Source organism: Brevibacillus sp. NPDC003359 (assembly GCF_042878995.1).
In the GTDB taxonomy this organism is placed as follows: Bacteria; Bacillota; Bacilli; order Brevibacillales; family Brevibacillaceae; genus Brevibacillus.
The window spans coordinates 1,532,215-1,550,561 of record NZ_JBIAOR010000001.1; the positions used below are offsets into that span (position 1 = coordinate 1,532,215).

Annotated in this window: 22 protein-coding genes; 8 read left to right on the forward strand and 14 right to left on the reverse strand. The window is 45.4% G+C overall.

Annotated elements, in window-relative coordinates; genetic code table 11:
• Positions 1–80: 80 nt before the first annotated feature.
• On the reverse strand, positions 81–728 hold the full coding sequence (locus ACFYU8_RS07035; RefSeq protein ID WP_390294535.1) for a nitroreductase family protein: 648 nt from the start codon (positions 726–728) through the stop codon (positions 81–83).
• A gap of 205 nt (positions 729–933) precedes the next feature.
• Here ACFYU8_RS07035 and ACFYU8_RS07040 point away from each other — a divergent pair, with 205 nt between their 5' ends.
• Complete coding sequence (locus ACFYU8_RS07040) at positions 934–1,299, forward strand: winged helix-turn-helix transcriptional regulator (protein ID WP_390294533.1); 366 nt, start codon at positions 934–936, stop codon at positions 1,297–1,299.
• A 131-nt stretch (positions 1,300–1,430) separates the two neighbouring features.
• Here ACFYU8_RS07040 and ACFYU8_RS07045 read toward each other — a convergent pair whose 3' ends face one another.
• The 5 genes from ACFYU8_RS07045 to ACFYU8_RS07065 are packed head-to-tail and all read right to left on the reverse strand — an operon-like array spanning position 1,431 to position 6,751.
• Positions 1,431–2,378, reverse strand: coding sequence for an ATP-dependent DNA ligase (locus ACFYU8_RS07045; RefSeq protein ID WP_390294531.1), 948 nt, complete (start codon positions 2,376–2,378; stop codon positions 1,431–1,433).
• A 29-nt stretch (positions 2,379–2,407) separates the two neighbouring features.
• Positions 2,408–3,766, reverse strand: a complete 1,359-nt coding sequence (locus tag ACFYU8_RS07050) for a GerAB/ArcD/ProY family transporter (protein WP_390294529.1) — start codon at positions 3,764–3,766, stop codon at positions 2,408–2,410.
• 12 nt (positions 3,767–3,778) lie between these two features.
• A complete protein-coding gene (locus tag ACFYU8_RS07055) occupies positions 3,779–3,952 on the reverse strand; it encodes a hypothetical protein (protein WP_390294527.1) in 174 nt (57 codons plus the stop codon).
• 55 nt (positions 3,953–4,007) lie between these two features.
• Positions 4,008–5,174, reverse strand: a complete 1,167-nt coding sequence (locus ACFYU8_RS07060) for a Ger(x)C family spore germination protein (protein WP_390294525.1) — start codon at positions 5,172–5,174, stop codon at positions 4,008–4,010.
• Positions 5,171–6,751, reverse strand: a complete 1,581-nt coding sequence (locus tag ACFYU8_RS07065) for a spore germination protein (RefSeq protein WP_390294522.1) — start codon at positions 6,749–6,751, stop codon at positions 5,171–5,173. Before ACFYU8_RS07065 ends, ACFYU8_RS07060 begins: the two co-directional genes overlap by 4 nt.
• Before the next feature lie 168 nt (positions 6,752–6,919).
• On the opposite strand from ACFYU8_RS07065, the gene ligD reads away from it, so the two are divergent.
• From ligD to ACFYU8_RS07080, 3 genes are all read left to right on the forward strand, one after another.
• Positions 6,920–7,822 (forward strand): non-homologous end-joining DNA ligase, encoded by a 903-nt coding sequence (gene ligD / locus ACFYU8_RS07070; protein ID WP_390297199.1) that lies wholly within the window; start codon positions 6,920–6,922, stop codon positions 7,820–7,822.
• 73 nt (positions 7,823–7,895) lie between these two features.
• Positions 7,896–8,693, forward strand: coding sequence for a prolipoprotein diacylglyceryl transferase (gene lgt / locus ACFYU8_RS07075; protein WP_390294520.1), 798 nt, complete (start codon positions 7,896–7,898; stop codon positions 8,691–8,693).
• Between the two features lie 126 nt (positions 8,694–8,819).
• On the forward strand, positions 8,820–9,059 hold the full coding sequence (locus ACFYU8_RS07080) for a hypothetical protein (protein WP_390294518.1): 240 nt from the start codon (positions 8,820–8,822) through the stop codon (positions 9,057–9,059).
• A 69-nt stretch (positions 9,060–9,128) separates the two neighbouring features.
• Here ACFYU8_RS07080 and ACFYU8_RS07085 read toward each other — a convergent pair whose 3' ends face one another.
• The 3 genes from ACFYU8_RS07085 to ACFYU8_RS07095 form a co-directional block, all read right to left on the reverse strand.
• Positions 9,129–10,148 (reverse strand): inorganic phosphate transporter, encoded by a 1,020-nt coding sequence (locus ACFYU8_RS07085; protein WP_390294516.1) that lies wholly within the window; start codon positions 10,146–10,148, stop codon positions 9,129–9,131.
• Positions 10,141–10,758 (reverse strand): DUF47 domain-containing protein, encoded by a 618-nt coding sequence (locus ACFYU8_RS07090; RefSeq protein ID WP_144614368.1) that lies wholly within the window; start codon positions 10,756–10,758, stop codon positions 10,141–10,143. Before ACFYU8_RS07090 ends, ACFYU8_RS07085 begins: the two co-directional genes overlap by 8 nt.
• 159 nt (positions 10,759–10,917) lie before the next feature.
• The gene (locus ACFYU8_RS07095) at positions 10,918–11,604 is read right to left on the reverse strand and encodes a GGDEF domain-containing protein (protein ID WP_390294513.1); all 687 of its coding nucleotides are present in this window, start codon (positions 11,602–11,604) and stop codon (positions 10,918–10,920) included.
• 285 nt (positions 11,605–11,889) lie between these two features.
• Between ACFYU8_RS07095 and ACFYU8_RS07100 the strand changes: the two genes are divergently transcribed.
• The 3 genes from ACFYU8_RS07100 to ACFYU8_RS07110 all read left to right on the forward strand — a co-directional run bounded on the left by ACFYU8_RS07100 (position 11,890) and on the right by ACFYU8_RS07110 (position 13,925).
• On the forward strand, positions 11,890–12,954 hold the full coding sequence (locus ACFYU8_RS07100; RefSeq protein ID WP_390294511.1) for a type III polyketide synthase: 1,065 nt from the start codon (positions 11,890–11,892) through the stop codon (positions 12,952–12,954).
• 2 nt (positions 12,955–12,956) lie between these two features.
• The gene (locus ACFYU8_RS07105; protein WP_390294509.1) at positions 12,957–13,484 is read left to right on the forward strand and encodes an isoprenylcysteine carboxyl methyltransferase family protein; all 528 of its coding nucleotides are present in this window, start codon (positions 12,957–12,959) and stop codon (positions 13,482–13,484) included.
• A 120-nt stretch (positions 13,485–13,604) separates the two neighbouring features.
• Positions 13,605–13,925, forward strand: coding sequence for a hypothetical protein (locus tag ACFYU8_RS07110; protein ID WP_390294507.1), 321 nt, complete (start codon positions 13,605–13,607; stop codon positions 13,923–13,925).
• Positions 13,926–13,943: 18 nt separating this feature from the next.
• Here the strand turns inward: ACFYU8_RS07110 and ACFYU8_RS07115 are convergent, their stop codons facing one another.
• From ACFYU8_RS07115 to ACFYU8_RS07130, 4 genes are all read right to left on the reverse strand, one after another.
• Entirely contained in the window at positions 13,944–15,059 is a 1,116-nt protein-coding gene (locus ACFYU8_RS07115) for an aminopeptidase (RefSeq protein WP_390294505.1), read from the reverse strand.
• A gap of 145 nt (positions 15,060–15,204) precedes the next feature.
• Positions 15,205–15,387 (reverse strand): DUF4025 domain-containing protein, encoded by a 183-nt coding sequence (locus ACFYU8_RS07120; RefSeq protein WP_390294503.1) that lies wholly within the window; start codon positions 15,385–15,387, stop codon positions 15,205–15,207.
• Between the two features lie 118 nt (positions 15,388–15,505).
• Entirely contained in the window at positions 15,506–15,982 is a 477-nt protein-coding gene (locus ACFYU8_RS07125) for a hypothetical protein (protein ID WP_390294501.1), read from the reverse strand.
• A gap of 76 nt (positions 15,983–16,058) precedes the next feature.
• The gene (locus ACFYU8_RS07130; protein WP_390294499.1) at positions 16,059–16,484 is read right to left on the reverse strand and encodes a MarR family winged helix-turn-helix transcriptional regulator; all 426 of its coding nucleotides are present in this window, start codon (positions 16,482–16,484) and stop codon (positions 16,059–16,061) included.
• Positions 16,485–16,871: 387 nt separating this feature from the next.
• Between ACFYU8_RS07130 and lepB the strand changes: the two genes are divergently transcribed.
• Positions 16,872–17,432: a signal peptidase I gene (lepB, locus tag ACFYU8_RS07135; RefSeq protein ID WP_106838816.1), complete on the forward strand. Its 561-nt coding sequence runs from the start codon at positions 16,872–16,874 to the stop codon at positions 17,430–17,432.
• A gap of 63 nt (positions 17,433–17,495) precedes the next feature.
• Here the strand turns inward: lepB and ACFYU8_RS07140 are convergent, their stop codons facing one another.
• Positions 17,496–18,332 (reverse strand): M15 family metallopeptidase, encoded by an 837-nt coding sequence (locus tag ACFYU8_RS07140; protein WP_390294497.1) that lies wholly within the window; start codon positions 18,330–18,332, stop codon positions 17,496–17,498.
• Between the last annotated feature and the right edge of the window lie 15 nt (positions 18,333–18,347).

Genomic DNA, 18,347 nt, shown 5'->3' on the forward strand with positions numbered 1-18,347 from the left:
ATCTATCGAATTGCAGGGAAGCCGCCACATGACTGTAGCGGTACCCCTCCTCTCGTGAATACTACATTCACAATGAGTTTTTATAACTTCCCATTCCAATAAGTTACTTCGTCAACAGCCAACCTAACAGTCGGGAACCCTAGTTGCGCTGCTTTTCCTACTGGAATCATGAGTACATTCACCCAGTTGTCTGGAACATGAAAAGCTTTTCGGAATTCTTCGGTATTGTAGCCAAGCATAGGAACTGTGTCATAACCTCTTGCCTTAGCCGCGAGCATCAATTGCATCGCTATTAGACCTCCATCAAGGTGTTGCCACTCTCTCCATACTTGCTCACTGACAGTCCCGTAGTACCCCTTTACACTTTCGTTAATTCTATTCTTTACTTCCTCAGGCATAAAACCAGCATCTACAGCTCTTTGATTGATTTTGTCAGCGTTCTCCACTGTATAGGCGTCCATATCACCTAACACAACAATGACTGCGGATGCATCAACCACTTGTTGTTGTCCCAATGCCATCGGAAGCAGCTTTTCCTTGAGCTCCTTCTCTGTAAACACCATAAAACGCCAAGGATTCAGATTCGTACCACTCGGAGCGAACATAGCCTCTCCAATGAGCTCTTTGATTTCTTGCTCTGAGATTTTATAAGAAGGATCAAAGGTCCGAACAGACCGGCGCTCACGAATCACGTCATAAAAATTTGCCGTACGAATTGCTGTTTTCATAGTAAGAGTACCTCCTAAATATTTTATGCAGCATACTTATATGGGTATAATGGTAAAGGTCACTATACTGCATGACTTGGTAACGAATCCTATTATGCAAGAGAAAGTAACTAAAAAAAAGTACGCACTTTTGCGTGCCATAGGAACGTCAACGTACTATAGGAACGTCTGCGTACCTGTACATTTTTAAAGGAGTTAAAAGAAAATGAAACAGTACAACAATAGAATCGAAATCGTCTTGGAAGTAATTGGGGGAAAATGGAAGGCGCATATTTTGTATTACTTGACAAAGGGACCAATACGTACGGGTGAATTAAAACGATTAGTGACGGGTATATCACAAAAGATGCTCACGGTACAATTAAAGGAGCTTGAACGAGATGGCTTGATCACCAGAAAAACGTACGATCAAGTACCACCCAGAGTGGAATATGCGCTTACAGAATATGGGGAATCATTAAAAGAAGTTTTAAAAGTGCTATGTGATTGGGGCGGCGACTATCTTAAGCATCGGTACCCGAATGGCGAAGTGACCGTTAGAAATAGTGATGACGAAATAGGAATACAGTAACCAGCAGGAATAAACCTAACATTTTTTATATTGCGCACAAAAAAGACACCTCCCGCATGAGAGGTTTATGTTCTGGGATAACGGATGCTTTTTGGGGCGACTCGGTAAAGTAGAGCTCGCCCTTACGCATGTTATTCATTTTGGGAAAACATACAAGCCGATACAGGCATGTTCACGATTGCTTGAACACTAGGATGTCTCATTGTCTTTCCCGTGGTCCACTCCATAAATTTCACTTTTACAACAATCTCAGGTTCTACCCAAATTGCGTCTTTCCTTCTCTCCGGTTCATTCTCAAATGGTTTCGTTGGTCGGATAGTGGGCTGTATCCGCTGTGTTAGATCTTGCCACGTTTTCTTACTGAACTTCGCAGTGCCTGCATGCCCAATATAATAGAACTTCCCCTCATCGTTATACAAGCCGAGCAACAACGCATTCACAACCCCATCACGGAATGTCACCCCTCCTATAACAGCAAAGAGGTCATGAAATATTTTCATTTTCTGCCACCGTTTGTCCTTCCCGTTGATGGCGTAGGTGCTTGTACACTCCTTGCAAACAATACCTTCCATCTCATGTTGAACCATCACGTCGTATAATGCTTTTGCATTACGGAAATTTTGTACGACCTGAACATTGGGTTGAGGGATAATCATTTGTTCCAGCAACTGCTGTCTTCGAATGAGTTCTTGTTCCAGGACCCAATCGCCATTGTAATATAAAACGTCAAAGATCATGTATGTGACGGGTGTTTGGTTGATGGCAAGGTCAATACTCTGTTTTTTCCGCAGGCTATCTCTTTTCATGATTTCTTGAAAGGATGGACGGTTACTGTCAAAAGCAATCATCTCGCCATCAAGGATAAAGGATGAACCAGAACAATACCTTTTTGCATTTCCGAATTCGGGATACTGCAATGTTCGATCATTTAACTTCCGATTAACCAGACGCACTTCATGTCCATCGTAGTACGTGAGCATTCTGACTCCGTCCCATTTGATTTGTGCGATCCAGTTATCTTCACTCGGAAAAACATCTGCAATAACTGGTTCAAACGGAATAATAGGTGTAAACGACATGGTTCCTCCAATCATCGATTGAAATTGCTTTATTGGCGAAACGAACCAGACTGTTTAGCCCTCCCTAGCTTTTGCTTGCCATGATTGAGAGCCTGCATTTCCCCGTAGCTCGTCAACAGTGCTATCATTAAGAGGGCAATATATACAACAGCTGTCGCAACCCCTCCTACCGCTGATTTTTCTTTTAAAAAGTCCCCAATAAAAATCACTATCACGCAACCAATCAAACAGACCGTTGTGATCCACACCATCGACCGGTAAAATCGATAAAGCTTCGTTCCTTCAGGAATGAGACTTTGTTCTCTTCCTTTGTTCTTTCGCCTTACATGAATGAGCAAAAAGAGCGCCAACGGCAATTGGAAAACGAGCACGATCATCGGCAAGCTATAACTAATAAACTGATCGATGTGGGCTACATTTGGAAACCCGAATATAGACGTTACAACCATAAACCATCCGCACGGAGCATTGAATGTATTATAATGCCGCTGTCCACCAAACGACCCAACCCCCACTAAAAATGCCAAGTAAGCGACAATGACTTTGATTGTGAAAGCGGGGAACCACACGCTAACGAGGATCATTTCGACCCTGTCTAGGAAATCTGTCACGTGGATTTGCTGGACGAGAATATAGATAGGGAAATTCAGTCGACTGGCGATAATGAAGCCCATCACCCCAAGTAAGACGAGCAATATAATCGTCGTCCCAAAGCCAGCAATGATGACCCCGTGCTTCATCGCAGCATAAAATAGTCGCGGCTCTACAATCGCATGTAAGAATGCCCCAATGAGAAAAATATCACCATATACACCCACTGGTAAAAAGTTGCTGACCACGATCCGATCCAAGCTACTGGTCAAGATTGGTTCCAATCGCTCTACGTTGTATTCATTAACCAGCAGGAAATATAGCGAAATGCACATGATGAAATAAAGGGGAAAATAAAACTCATTTACCCGTGCCGCCACCTCAAGACTCGTTTTGCCATAGTACATCATCAGTAAGACGAAGACGAGTAAGATGACCTCCAATGGCGTGGTTGGCAATAACGAGATATGTAAAAAATCAGCAGCCCCTTTAATATCGATCGCCAGGATGATCCAAATGTAAAATAAAATGAGTAGATTGATAGCTCCACCAATCCACTTCCCGCCAATGATAAACAAGATTTCAAAGATATTTTTCCCGGGGTATGCTTCAACCAGCCCACTCAAAACGTAGGCGATAAAAAGCGCATAAAAGATGGATAAAATTTGAGAGAACCAAGCATCCATCCTTGCTACCTGAACGACAGACCGCAAGAAACTGATCATCATTCCTGTCATCAAGACACTGCCGACCAGCCAGGCAATTTGTCGATGATTGACAACTTGCTTGTGAATCATACTTGGGCCCCCTTATACGAACTGATCCACCCACCACTTCACATGAGGAGATAGAAAGTTCATCAAATTACTCGTGGGTAACACTTGATAATACTGGAATTGCAAAACAATCAGACAAAGAATGGTTAAAACGTAGAAAATAGCAATGACTCGCTGCTGTCTCCCGTCCATTCCTTTTCGCTTCATGATGAATTCTCCAAACGAAAGTAACAACATAGAGATAAAAAAGATCAAAAATATTCTATTCATGATCATCTTCACCCTGGGTAATATTTTTCGTTGTCTGTCCGAAATTGGCCATATTCACTTTGGATCGGATTTCATATGTGATTTTCGGAAGCTCCTCATTCCACCTGTTCCGATACCGGTCTCGCCACTCTCGCGGATAATTCCTTGACAATGCGATTCCTAGCCCAATGAAGTCTGATCGATAATGTTGAATCCCTTGTATCATTTGTTTCACACCGCTATTGATTTGCTCACCGAGCTTCCCTTGCAGCATTCTAATATTTTTCTCTTCCTCGAGATCGAGGTTTGACATATTCTCCATCACAACGGCAGAAGCGTAGAGGTCAATTTTGAAATGGATGTGACCTTTCTTGATCACGGGCTTAATATTCGCCCTTCCTTTCGAAAGACTTATTGTAAGCCGTTCATGCTTGTTAAGGGACACCACAACAGAAAACGGTGTAAAATCGCGTTGGAACAATCGCAGTCCGAGCAGTTCTTTGGGCTTCGCGATGGCTACGAGCTTGTCCTGTCTAAATATGCCTACCCCCGTCGCCTCTATTTCTTTTGACTTTCCTTTCGGATGGGAATCCACTGCTGCCAGAACGGGTAAAATGGCATCAACCCCTGGTGTACTGAGCATCTGGGCCACATCCTTCAGGGATACCGTAATGCCCCCCATCTTGACCAACTCACGCATCGCTTCACCTGAAAAACGTTCAAATTGCGGCTGTGCGGTTAACAATTCGATTCCTTTGCCTTTCGTCATGACAATGTAAGCTGTCAATCTGTTTTCGGGAAAACGTGAGACGATATCCAGCACTTCTGACATTCCGTCCTTCGCTAGCTCTTCGCCTATGACGATCATCCGGTGATGGGAGTAGTAAATTTCTCGTGACATTCTTGCTTGGATAAATTCATTCGCTTCCCGAATTGTCCTGCCTACTGCGGAATCTACGTAATAACTCTTGTCACCACTCGTCCCTCCACCACCTCCTGACTGTGCACCAAGGCTGCTGACCAGCGGAACCTGAATAGATAACCGATACCTGCCATCAGCTTCCTTATCCATCGCCATCGCAACGACAATGGCCATATCATTTACTTCACGGCGATCCCAACATCCCGATACCAGGAACATACAGAGCGACACCACCAACATGCGGGTCACAGCCTTCACGATTGTCCCTCCTCATTTGGATGACGGTTGCCTGCCACTCCTGATTGCCCTCCTCTTTGCTGAATAGAATTAGCAAAACTATCGTTCATACGCCTTGCATTTTGAACTCCCAAAAAGCTTGGGCGTTTTTCCATCATCGACCACGGAGCCCTTATCAGTACGTCTTTGAGATCGCCGATCGACATCGGTCCTAGCGGCGATAAATAAGGGACACCAAAAGAGCGCAGGTTGGCCATATGACCGAGGATGAGTAATAACGCTACCAGCATGCCATAGATGCCGAGGATCGAAGCCGCAATCATGATCGGAAAACGCAGCATTCGCAATGAAATCGATGCATTATAATGCGGGATGGTAAACGAGGCAATCCCTGTGAGCGATACGACGATAACCATGGGGGCAGAAACAATCCCTGCCTGCACAGCTGCCTGACCAACGACCAGCGCGCCTAAAATACTGACAGCTTGCCCAACCGTTTTCGGGAGACGAATTCCCGCTTCTCGCAAGGCCTCAAAGGAAATTTCCATGATAAAGGCCTCCACAATAGCAGGAAAAGGAATGGACTCGCGAGCAGCCGCAATACTTAAAAGGAGCGTGGTTGGCAGCATCTGTTGGTGATAGGTTGTAATGGCCACATATAAAGCAGGGGTAATAAGCGAAATGACGAGGAACATATAACGCAGCAGTCGAACAAGCGTAGCCATTTGAAATCGCTCGTAATAATCCTCACTAGCCTGCATCATCATCCAAAACGTAACAGGCACTATCAAAACCATCGGTGTCCCATCCACAAATATCGCGACACGCCCCTCCAGCAATGCCGCTGCAACCGTGTCTGGGCGCTCTGAATACATGACCTGTGGAAAAGGCGAGTACGTGTTATCCTGGATCATCTCTTCGATATATCCACTTTCCAGCACAGCATCCATATTGATTTTGCTGATTCGACCAGTGACCTCCTCTACGATCTCTGGATCAGCAATCCCATCAAGAAAGGCAACCACCAGATTGGTGTTCGTCTCACGTCCAACAACCAAGGACTTCATTTTCAAGCGAGGCGTTCGCAATTTGCGCCGTAGCATCGACGTGTTGGTGCGAATATTTTCGATAAAGCCTTCACGTGGCCCCCGTACGACCGCTTCTCCTTCTGGTTCGTTGACTGAGCGTTTTTCTGCTCCACGAATGCCGAGTGTGAGCGCTTCTGTATTTCCCTCTACGAGAATGCCCGTATCACCTGAAAGCACAGCCTGTAGCAGTTTTTTATAATCGTCTACTCTCGCCATCTGGGAGACGGGCAAAAGTGCCTCTTCTATCACTTTTATATCTTCATCGCCGTCTTCCAATACCATTAACGATTTCAGTGCAGAATTGACCTCTTTGGTATCAATTAGCCCATCTACGAAGACAGCAATCGCGCGGACACTGTTTTTTTGCCGGAATTCTCGTATGACAAAATCGGAGCAATCAGAGAACATTTTTTTCAACAAATCAACGTTCTCATCTAATTGAGGCGAAATCGGTATACCCTCCAGCTCAATCAAGCTGCAGGAATTCATCGTATCAATCAGTTCTTTCATTTTATCTTTCTTCTTGAACTTCATTTCATCACCAACCACTGGAAAGCTACCCGTATTATGGTTGATTAGCAGGGAATATATGCAAAGAGGCATTCCCTTTACATAGCGAAACACAGATGGGAGATAGTAGGAACACCTATACCGTTCAAAAAGAAGGTGAATATGTCATTGCGTCCTGCAACAAAAGAGTATGAGCTGACGATTGACAATCACACATTGTCTATTACAAATCCTGACAAACCTCTGTGGCCAGAAGCCAAGGTAACCAAGCTAGATTACTTGCGCTACTTGCTGATTGTCGCAGCCCCACTCCTACGGTATAGCAAGGATCGGCTCTTAACCGTCATTCGCTACCCTCACGGAATTGGCGACAAGCACTTCTATCAAAAAAACGCACCTGACTATGCGCCTGACTGGTTACAAACGCATACGTGGGAAAATGTTCGTTACGTGCTATGCAACGACCGGGCGACACTTGTGTGGATGGCGAATCAAGCAGCATTGGAGTGGCACGTCTCCTTTCACCTCGCCAAGGATGAGACTCCGACAGAGCTCGTATTTGACCTCGACCCTTCCACAGATGATTTTGACGTTGTGATTGAGTCTGCCCTCGTATTGAAACAGCTGCTCGATGAGTTGCAGCTGCCTTCTTGGGTCAAAACTTCTGGTTCCAGCGGCTTGCAAGTATATGTCCCGATTGAACTCTGCTACACGTTTGAACAGACGCGGCAGGTCGGACATTTCATCGCATCCTATTTAGTCAGCAAGCATCCCTCATTATTAACCATTGAGCGCTTGGTGAAGAATCGGGGAGATAAGCTGTACATTGACTATTTGCAACACTGGCGGGGAAAAACGTTGCCAGCCCCTTATTCCACCCGCGCAAAAGAGCAGGCAACCGTATCAACGCCCATTCTGTGGGAGGAGGTTCCCCATTCTCATCCCACAGACTTCACCGTTTATACGGTTCCCAAACGGCTGGAAACATTCGGCGATTTATTCTTATCCGTATCTGCTCCGACGAAACGAGCCTCCCTTGATGCCATCCTCGGCTTTTTGCAGTCCCAGTAAGCCATTAGTTGGAATCCATCAGCCCATTTGTGCTATACTTGGCAAAGATGTTTTGAGGCAAGGAGGCACATTCATGATTGATCCGATCGCAATTGCAATCGGCCCCTTAAAGATTCACTGGTATGGCATTATTATGGGGCTGGCTTTTTTCTTGGGTACTTATCTCGCGCGCTACAATTCCAAACGTTCTGGCATTGATCCTGATCACGTCTTGAACATGGTGGTTCTGATCATTCCTGCAGCCATCGTTTGTGCAAGATTGTATTATGTTACGTTTGAATGGGAGCAGTACAAAGACAATCCACTGGACATCTTCGCGGTTTGGCAAGGCGGCTTGGCCATTCACGGTGGTTTAATCGGTGGTGTTCTGGCAGGAAGCTGGTATATTCGAAAACATAATCTGCCGTTTCTTCGTTTGGCTGACATTTTTATGCCTAGTGTCATTTTGGGCCAAGCCATCGGACGTTGGGGAAACTTTATCAACCAGGAAGCACATGGTGGTCCCGTCACTGCTGAGTTTATGGAAAAGTTCCCTGCATTTATCCGCGAACAAATGTTTATCGGCGGACAGTATTACCACCCTACGTTCTTGTATGAATCGATCTGGAACCTTTTCGTATTCGCCGTTCTCATGTTCATGCTGTACCGATTCAAAAAATTCGATGGACAGGTCTTGTTCAGCTACATGATCCTGTATTCACTCGGTCGCTTCTACATTGAGGGAATGCGTACAGACAGTTTGTTAATAGCCGATACCCTGCGTGTCGCTCAACTAGTCAGTCTGTGCTTAATTGCTGCCGGTGTCATCTTGATGCTCGTGTTTGCACGCAAAAGCAAGCAGACAGGACATTCCCAAAACTCGATCGAATAACGTCACCATGATAAATCCATTACCACTCAGGTCAGTCCGACTGGGTGGTTTTTTCTTTTGCCTTGTCTGAATTGTCGCAATGCAGGAAATAACTAGGAGATAGAATGAAAAAAGGAGGGGAATAAGATGGATGATGGAATTTTGGAAGAGTATCTCGATCGCCACGTACGTATTCATTTTGCTCCTGATATGATCGGTCAAGGATTATCCGCCTATGCAGAAGGCAAATTGTATGATTACAGTCCAAACGGCATTTTAATTGAAGAGCGGGATGGCTCGCTGGACTATATCCCATTCTCTGCCGTACGGCTCGTGCAAATTAGACCCAAGCCCGGCTTATGGGAGCGTTTAACTGGATCAAGTTAATGAAAAAGACACCTTCCCGCATACTCTACACGGAAAGGTGTCTGTTGTCTGTTGTATAAAGGTGTAGCTCTACAGGAATACGTCAAACACGACGTAGCATGCAGCAGCCAAAAGTCCTGTAATCGGAAGGGTAATGACCCAAGTGACCAAGATTCGGCCAGCCAAGCCCCATTTTACTGCGTTCAGCTTTTGCGATGCCCCAACCCCCAAGATGGCGGATGTGATCACGTGCGTTGTGCTCACCGGCAGTTTCAAAGCTGTAAAGATTGTGATAATCAAGGCAGAAGACAGGTCTGCTGAGAAACCGGAAATTGGCTTGATTTTCATAATCTTACCACCCAAGGTCTTGATGATACGCCATCCACCAAAGGCTGTACCTAAAGCCATTGCAATAGCAGCTGATAGTTTTACCCACAGTGGAATGACGAATTCGCCCGGTTCTTGAATCAAGAATCCACCAGAAATCAGAGCAAGGGTGATTACGCCCATTGTTTTTTGCGCATCGTTGGCTCCATGGCTGAAGGCCTGCCAAGATGCTGACACTACTTGCAGTGAACGGAAGCCTCGATTGGTTTTGTGGTACGCTGAGTTACGGACAAGCCAAGACACAAGCTTGATCACGACAAAACCAATAGCAAACGCAACAAGCGGGGATATGATCAACGCTTGGATAATGCTAATGAAGCCTGACCAGTTAATGGCACCACTTCCTGCGGCACCAAATGCAGCACCTGCAACGCCGCCGATAATCGCGTGCGAGGACGAGCTAGGAATTCCGAACCACCAGGTGATTAGGTTCCACAAAATCGCAGATGTCAACGCGGCCAAAACGACGACCAATCCATTTTCCAGCTTGAATGGATCGGTAATGCCTCCCCCGATTGTCTTCGCTACACCCGTATACGAGAGTGCACCAATCAAGTTACACACGGATGCAATAATAATCGCGGTTTTCGGACTTAATGCACGCGTCGAAACAGAAGTCGCAATCGCGTTCGCCGTATCATGAAAACCATTGATAAAGTCAAAAGCTAGCGCCATGATGACGACGAGTACGAGAATAATCACCTCTGGCGAAAGATCAGGCATTCTTTAACACGATCCCTTCTACCAGGTTGGAGACGTCCTCAGCGAAGTCAGCACAGTCTTCGAGCTTATCGTAAATCTCTTTGAGTTTGATCGCTTCCATTGGGTTGGTATCAGGAGAATTCAACAAATCAGATACCATTTTGCGGTAGTTGGAGTCAGATTCATGCTCCAAATCTTTGATTTCCCCAGCGATTTTTGTAACAACTTTGTGATCCAGTTTGCGCAGTGTGCGAATCAGCTCGATCAGCTTAGCCGAGCATTTCACCAAAATGTTGGCTTGTGCCAGTACACGTGGATCTGGTTGAGTCACTTGGTACAAATACATACGATCAGCGACACCGTCAATGTAGTCGATCATCGAGTCCATCGTATGAGCGAGCTGGTGAATGTCTTCACGCTCAAGCGGAGTGATAAAAGTAGAGTTTAACTCGTTCATAATGCGACGAACGATCTCGTCTCCTTCTTTCTCGACAGCCTTGATTGCCTTAACCTTTGTTTCTAGATCTTGATAGTTTCCTATCATTTCATAGAAAAGATGAGTTCCTTTGTGCACAGTGGCAATCTGCTGCTCGAACAGATCAAAGAAGATATACTTGTTTGATTTCAACATACGGGACTTGTTCACTCCTTTGAATAAATCACACCTAACAGATTATATCGAAAGTTATTGTTTACGTAAATTTAAAATCAAGGTCAAGTGTGTATATTTTTCTTTAAGGAATTGTTAAGTTTTTGTAAATGCTCTTTACAATGAAAAAAAACACCCGTGTCAAGAGAGATAACGAGTGTTAGTTTTACCAATATTTATCTTTTCATTCGAAGCGACCATCATGCAATCTTTCCTTTTTTTCGCTTCATACATAAGCATATCTGCTTTTTTCGCTAACTCTTCCGCTGTTGAAGCATGGTGTGGATACGAGGCCACTCCGATACTGACCGTGACACCTGAAAGAGCTTGTCGTACTTGATTTTGAATTCGTTCTCCGATTGCCAGTCCTCTTATTGTGTCTGTGTGCGATAACAAAACGACGAATTCTTCCCCTCCCCATCTTCCAACCGTATCTTGCTTACGTACACTTGCTTGTAAAATGCTTGCAAATTGGCAAAGGAGTCGGTCACCTTCCATATGACCATATGAATCATTGAATATTTTGAAATTATCTAAATCAATAAACAATAAAGTAACAGATTGATGATTGCTTTTTGCCAACTCCACTTCTTCAACCAGCTTGTCTAAAAATCTGCGATTGACCAGAACGCCAGTAAGTGAATCGTGATAGGCCATCTGCCGCAACTGATCGACATACTTCCCTATTTGATAGGCAGCAAGCGACTGAATGACGGCCACAAGTAAAAGAAAGATAATCATGCTCTCATCCGGCGGCAATCCGTATCCGATCAACCAAACCGAGATGATCACACAGGACACACCCAAGCTAATCCAGCGTGAGCCCAACGTACACTACCCCCGATCTCTCCGATGTAACCCTCTTTTATCATACATTAGACCTATCAAAACGAATATAGTAATAGGTCTTTTTTCATATAATAAGGAATATTTTACCTATCTTTTTTTGTAAGTTCAAGCAAAACCACGAAACTGCCACTTATTTCATTCATGCGAATGTTATAAAAATGCTGACAACCATACTGTTGTCTCAGCACATGGTGCAGCATGAATTGGAACCAATTGGAAGGGAAAAGCTAATGGCTAATAAAAGAGACGGGAGTGAATGAATGTATGCCCCGTATTGAAGCAGTGGCTACTGCAGTACCTTCCCACGAGATTACACAAGAGGATTCCATGAAGCTCGCACGCCTATTTTTTCAAGACGCTTTTCCTGATATCGACCGCTTGTTACATGTGTTTGCGCACAGTCACATTCAAAAGAGACATTTTTGTATGCCACTGGATTGGTTTTTGGAGGACCGGCCGTTCGCAGAGAAAAATCAATTGTATATCGAACATGCGGAAGCCTTGGCAGTAGAGGCTGCCCAAAAGTGCTTGACGAAAGCACGTGTTGAGCCGTCATCCATCGATTGTCTGATGTTTGTATCAAGCACTGGCATTGCGACACCAAGTCTTGATTCCCGCCTACTCCACCGTCTAGGACTCCGTTCGCAAGCAACCCGTGTACCTTTGTGGGGCCTTGGCTGTGCTGGTGGAGCGATGGGATTGTCGCGTGCATGTGAGTACACCCAGGCTTATCCCTCGCGGCGAGTATTGCTTGTAAGCGTAGAACTGTGCGGCTTGACCTTCATCCGACAAGATTTGTCCAAAAGCAATTTGGTCGCAACATGCCTATTTGGAGATGGAGCTGCAGCCGTCTTAATAGACGGAGACCAAGTCTTATCCTCTTCTGATGTACCCAAGGTTCAATTTTGTGATGCGCGTACAACAACATGGCCGGACACCGTAGATGTCATGGGATGGGAATTGACCGATCCGGGGTTAAAAGTCATTTTCTCCCGCGACATCCCTACTCTCATTCGTTCTTCGATGCGAGAAAACGTCGAGAGCTTTTTGTCGCCACACGGGATGTCTATTGATCATCTGCGTCATTTTATTTTCCATCCAGGTGGAGCCAAGGTATTAACAGCCTACCAGCGGTCTTTGGGCATTGGCACTGAAGCCACTCGTTTTTCCGAAGATGTGTTAACCAATTTTGGAAACATGTCTTCTCCTACAGTTCTGTTCGTCTTGGAGAAAAGCATGGAGAAGGCGTGGGAGCCAGGAGATCGCGGTTTGGTCGCTGCGCTTGGACCGGGATTTAGCTCCGAGCTCTTACTACTGGAGGCGAGATAGTCATGATGCTCTTCTTTGGATTCGTCATGGCTGCAGTCGTATTGCAGCGGCTGGTCGAGCTTCTCGTTGCTGTGAGGAATGCCCGCTATATCCGATCAAAAGGGGGCTACGAGGTTGGAGCGAGTCATTACAAATACATCGTCCTTCTTCATCTTCTCTTTTTTCTCTCGCTTATTTTCGAAGTGGTGGGAAAAGGCAGCACCATGGTTCTGCCCTCTTGGTGGGCGGTTCCTTTCAGCCTGTTTTTGATCGCGCAAGGACTTCGGTACTGGTGTATTCGCAGCTTGGGTAAACGGTGGAATACCCGCATCTTCATACTTCCAGGAGAGGCTCCGATCAAGCAGGGGCCTTATCGCTTCATTCGTAACCCCAACTACTTGGTCGTTTCGCTTGAGCTGCTCCTACTCCCCCTGACATTTTCCGCTGTAGCAACTGCTCTGACGTTTTCTCTCCTGAATGCCTGGCTGCTCTTGCGCATTCGGATTCCACTGGAAGAAGCAAGCGTCTACGATGGTCATCGCGAGTCATAAAAACGAAAAGTCTTTGGCACATGTACATGCCAAAGACTTTTTATCGAACAAAAGGTTTATCACCTATCATTCAGCGGGAAAAGAAAAGAAGCTGTTACTCTTTCCCGTGAGGTGGATCTAGTGAATCGTACAACTACCGTGGAGCCTCAGGAGACGAAGCGTATCATCGTCCGAGACTTTTTCACTTTGATTGAAACGGTACCGAACAAGGATGATCAGGCTAATATTCAAGCATTTCTCCGTTATTTGCAAAGTCTGCTAAGAATCAAGCAAGTCGTTCCTCCTGTTGTGGAAATCATGACCGTCATCAAACAAAACAAGCCACTTCTCTACCACGCGGCACGCAGAATTACTCTACCTTCAAGCAACCTGCACATGCTTTTTCAGCTAGAAATGGATATTATGCTTGCCCACGAAAGGCTCCGTCAGTACGACAAATGATTCGGATAGGCTTCTGCCTTACCCTTTCAAGTTATCTGGATTCAGACATTCAAGCTCTGAAATGACAAAACGACCATCTTTGCGAATCAGGATGTCATCAAACCAGATTTCCCCTCCACCCCAATCCGGACGCTGGATGGAAACCATGTCCCAGTGTACGGACGACTTGTTGCCATTGTATGCTTCGTCATAGCATTGACCAGGGGTGAAGTGGAAGCTTCCGTCAATTTTTTCGTCAAACAAGATATCTTTCATCGGGTTGCGTATGTAAGGGTTCACACCGATGGCGAACTCTCCAATGAAGCGCGCTCCCTCGTCCGTATCCAAAATTTGATTCAGACGCTCGGAATCGTTCGCTGTTGCTTCCACGATTTTACCGTCTTTGAAGGTCAGGCGAACATTTTCAAAAGTGAAGCCGTGGTATGGTGTTGGAGCATTATGAGTGATCACACCATTTACGGAATCCTTCACAGGTGCTGTATACACTTCACCATCTGGAATATTGCGCAGGCCAGCACATTTCACAGCAGGAATGTCCTTTATTGAGAAGATGAGATCCGTTTCAGGTCCTACCAAGCGTACCTTATCTGTACGATTCATTAAGTCAACCAGACTGTCCATTGCTTTGTCCATCTTCGCGTAATCCAGGTTACATACTTGGAAGTAAAAATCTTCAAACGCTGCTGTAGACATGTTCGCAAGCTGTGCCATAGAAGGATTCGGGTAACGAAGCACAACCCACTTCGTCTTAGGAACGCGTACGTTCATCACTGGCAGCTCATATATACGAGAATAGATGCTCAGCTTGTCACTTGGAACATCGGCCATCTCATTGATGTTGTTCGCTGCACGAATCCCGATATAACCTTGCATTTTCTCCATGAGCTCGACTTCATGCTGAGCCATGATCGTCAACTGCTCTTCATTGCAATTCATTGCGATTTCTCGGCTTACGGCGGGATCAATCAATTGAACATAAGGACTGCCGCCTGCTTTGTAAATCTCACGCACGAGGGCTTGCACCAAATCCGGTGTATCCCCTTTCGCGTTGATCAAAATGTTTTCCCCTGGCTGTACTCGTACAGAATAGTTAACCAGATTGTACGCTAATTGATCTAATCGTGAGTCTCTCATTCGTGGCACACCCTTTTTAAATTTTCTGATTCCTCTTGTATTTTTACCGATACAATCTACTAAGTCAATAAAAAATTTTTTATCAACGGAACAAAAACGACCAGCCTCCATGCATCCAGGCTGGCCTTGCTCTTTTCATGTGTTTTTACATCATCTGTTCCTTGTCCTCAATCGTTCCCATCTTGTACATGTCACTGACCAACTCCTGCGTCGTAGCCAGACCAGCTGTATATTCGTCTGCTTCTTGATAATAGACGGCCCCGCCTGTATCCTCCGTGCCCAACTCTCTCGCCCTGGATCGAGCCTGACCCTTATCCTGACCTGCCATTTTCGTCCCTCCTTCCTTTTGGTTTCTATCCGCTTTAGTTTGTACGGGAATCTCCAGATTTAGCCAAAAAAAAGACGCCTTGCCCAATCAAGGGACAAAGCGTCTTTATCATCTATGCTTATTTTTCGTTATCGGATTCTGGAGCGATCGATGCCCAACCAGCTGCTGGTGCACTCACAGCAGTTACGCCACCAGTTGTAACAAATTGATCTACTCCTGGCATCGTTGCCCAACCAGATACAGTAGAGATCACTGGAACATATTGTCCACTCACCAGTACAAACTCATCTTTACCTGGCATGATGAGCCAGCCACCTTGTTGAGTCAAGCCTTGAATTGGGCTAACTGTTTCTGGAGTTGCAGGCTTTGTTTCAGGTGTAGTTGTAGGTGCAGTAGTTGTTGTTTCAGTTGCCGGCTTTTCTTCAGTAGCTGGCTTCTCTTCTGTTGCAGGTTTTTCTTCTGTTGTCGTTGTTGTTGCTTCTGTTGCCTTTGTCGTTTCAGTAGCTTTTACTGCCTCTTCAGCAAATGCAGCTTGTGTAAACAGCGCTGCTCCTAAGATACAAGAACTCATGATCAGTGTGCTTTTCTTTTTCATATGTGTACACTCCCATTCCCGCGGTACACACTTATGTCTTACAACGAATGTCCCCAAACCCGAACTTGAAGGTATGCTAAATGCACTGCTGCATTTTCCGGAGAAAATACGTAAACTGCTCTAATTCGTCGTCAGTCAGATTCTCCAGCAGCTTTCCTACTAGTGCTCTCCTGTGGCACAAAAGTCCTTCCAAAGTCGGAATGGCTTGTTGTGACAAAGTGACCCACACGACACGTCGATCCTGTTCATCTCGAACCCGGTCAATAAAACCGGCCTTCACCAACCGATTGAGTGCGATTGTGGTGGCACTATTGGATAACTTCAAAATAGCCGCCAGCTCAGAAACTGTGCTTCGTCCTTTTTGATGCAGCACACGCAGCAAGATAAACTGCTTCGGACTGATTGACTCTTCCTCTAGCCAATTGTTAATAAAGAAACGAGCAATCTCGACAAATACTCGATCCAGTTCCTCAAGTTTACTGGCACGGGACATATTGCTCACAACATCACCTATTTTCGGAAAATTAATAATATAAGTACTTTTACTATAAAACTATATAGCCTAAGTACCGGAAGATCAAGAGAACTCCCGAAATTATTTCTTTTCACGAAAGATATGTATGAGCCAGACAAAGTGTTTACCACTTAATATTTTTAGTGTAAAACTTATTTCAAGAACATCTTAACTCAAACAGGAAAAACTGACAATAGGTAGCTTGCAAAATAATGTTACGACTTTTTCCATCTTCACCCATGAAGCCAATTATTTCCTTGAATCATCTTTCGTATCTATTCGTAAAGCATGTATAATGGGAAGACAGCCTTATACACAGGAGGCATTTGACTCAGGCAAATTTGCCACAGAAACTACATACATAGGAGAATTTCAATGGAACAAACCAACCCTACACCAAAATGGAAAGCGGAATTGCTCGATTGGTTAAAATCGTTTGTCTTGATTGGCGGATTGACTGCCTTTATCTACGTATTTGTCATGGCTCCCTACGTCGTTCAAGGGCGCTCCATGGAAAGTACGTTGCATGACCGTGAACGTGTCATCGTAAACAAAGCCATTTACTATCTCAAAGAACCACAACCTGGTGATATCGTCATCGTTCATCCGGATGCAACTGGTGACAACTGGATCAAGCGCGTGGTCGCAGTAGCCGGTGACACCGTTGAAGCCAAAAATGATCAAGTATATGTCAATGGCCAACCGCTCAGCGAAGAGTATTTGGTCGAAAACAAGCTAAAAACTTCTACAGCAGGTGTGACATTAACCGAAGATTTTGATCCTGTGAAAATTCCTGAGGGCAGTGTGTTTGTCATGGGGGATAATCGCAACAACAGTATGGACAGCCGCGTCATTGGCCCTGTTCAACTAGATCATGTAGTAGGACGAGCAGAGGTGGTATACTGGCCGCTGTCCCAGGTTCGCCTCCCTCGTTAACATTTTTTCCATGCAGCAAAAAGCCGCTCCTTATCAGGGCGGCTTTTTGCGTTTTCGATTGCGTTATTTGTGGGCGATTGCCGCTTGAGAAAAATAATCCTCCAAAGTAAGGCCATCTGCCATAATTTCTTTCGCCATTTCCTTCCCTACATAACGCAAATGCCAAGGCTCATACGCATATCCAGTCGTATCTTCCTTGCCCTTCAAATAACGAATGACGAACCCAAAGTCTGCACAATTGGCTGCCAGCCATATTCCTTCAGGCGTCTCACTAAACGACTCTTCCAAGCGTGTACTTGCATCATATCCGGACACATCCATAGCCAAGCCAGTCTGATGCTCGCTCTTTCCAGGTACGGCACTGTAGGCAGCAGCATGCTCAGCACCTTGCGTCCTTACATACGTTTCGTACAGCGATCTTTGGGTCTTATACGAGCGGTAGCCAGAAACGGCATACAGTTCAATTCCTTCTGTCTTTGCTTTGGCAAACAGTTCTTCTAATGCTTGCGCGGCTTCTGCTCTCAGCAAACGCTTCTCAACTTTTTCATCAAAAGGAAACGGCACATTCGGCTCAACCAAATCCGGTGGAATATAATCTGCAGGCAACGCTCGCTGTTTATTTACGACAACCGAGAGATCTGTTTCATTCGTAACGGTTGGCACTCCATCCACATCTTTTATCGTCTCTGCAAGAGATGCCCGTTTGGGACGTGCTGTCTCCTTATTATTTGGCTCAACTGTCGTCGGCTGCGTTCCCTCTCCCGCTGACTGTCCATTCTCAGCAGTTCCATTCGACTCGCTGGATAACAATCCATTTAATGAGGGAGGTTCACATCCACTGAGTAGTGCTACTGATAGTGCTGCGACGATCGCAAGACTGCTGGTGCGATTTTTGTTCATAATCGGTCCTCCTGG

Excerpts from the sequence above, each read along its gene's own strand:
- ACFYU8_RS07085 (WP_390294516.1), bottom strand. The coding sequence starts at position 10,148 with ATGCCTGATCTTTCGCCAGAGGTGATTATTCTCGTACTCGTCGTCATC.
- ACFYU8_RS07115 (WP_390294505.1), bottom strand. The coding sequence starts at position 15,059 with ATGAGAGACTCACGATTAGATCAATTAGCGTACAATCTGGTTAACTAT.
- ACFYU8_RS07100 (WP_390294511.1), top strand. The coding sequence starts at position 11,890 with ATGCCCCGTATTGAAGCAGTGGCTACTGCAGTACCTTCCCACGAGATT.
- ACFYU8_RS07050 (WP_390294529.1), bottom strand. The coding sequence starts at position 3,766 with ATGATTCACAAGCAAGTTGTCAATCATCGACAAATTGCCTGGCTGGTC.
- ACFYU8_RS07140 (WP_390294497.1), bottom strand. The coding sequence starts at position 18,332 with ATGAACAAAAATCGCACCAGCAGTCTTGCGATCGTCGCAGCACTATCA.
- ACFYU8_RS07035 (WP_390294535.1), bottom strand. The coding sequence starts at position 728 with ATGAAAACAGCAATTCGTACGGCAAATTTTTATGACGTGATTCGTGAG.
- lepB (WP_106838816.1), top strand. The coding sequence starts at position 16,872 with ATGGAACAAACCAACCCTACACCAAAATGGAAAGCGGAATTGCTCGAT.
- ACFYU8_RS07125 (WP_390294501.1), bottom strand. The coding sequence starts at position 15,982 with ATGAAAAAGAAAAGCACACTGATCATGAGTTCTTGTATCTTAGGAGCA.
- ACFYU8_RS07045 (WP_390294531.1), bottom strand. The coding sequence starts at position 2,378 with ATGTCGTTTACACCTATTATTCCGTTTGAACCAGTTATTGCAGATGTT.
- ACFYU8_RS07065 (WP_390294522.1), bottom strand. The coding sequence starts at position 6,751 with ATGAAAGAACTGATTGATACGATGAATTCCTGCAGCTTGATTGAGCTG.
- ACFYU8_RS07120 (WP_390294503.1), bottom strand. The coding sequence starts at position 15,387 with ATGGCAGGTCAGGATAAGGGTCAGGCTCGATCCAGGGCGAGAGAGTTG.
- ACFYU8_RS07055 (WP_390294527.1), bottom strand. The coding sequence starts at position 3,952 with ATGAAGCGAAAAGGAATGGACGGGAGACAGCAGCGAGTCATTGCTATT.
- ACFYU8_RS07090 (WP_144614368.1), bottom strand. The coding sequence starts at position 10,758 with ATGTTGAAATCAAACAAGTATATCTTCTTTGATCTGTTCGAGCAGCAG.
- ACFYU8_RS07040 (WP_390294533.1), top strand. The coding sequence starts at position 934 with ATGAAACAGTACAACAATAGAATCGAAATCGTCTTGGAAGTAATTGGG.
- ACFYU8_RS07080 (WP_390294518.1), top strand. The coding sequence starts at position 8,820 with ATGGATGATGGAATTTTGGAAGAGTATCTCGATCGCCACGTACGTATT.
- lgt (WP_390294520.1), top strand. The coding sequence starts at position 7,896 with ATGATTGATCCGATCGCAATTGCAATCGGCCCCTTAAAGATTCACTGG.
- ACFYU8_RS07105 (WP_390294509.1), top strand. The coding sequence starts at position 12,957 with ATGATGCTCTTCTTTGGATTCGTCATGGCTGCAGTCGTATTGCAGCGG.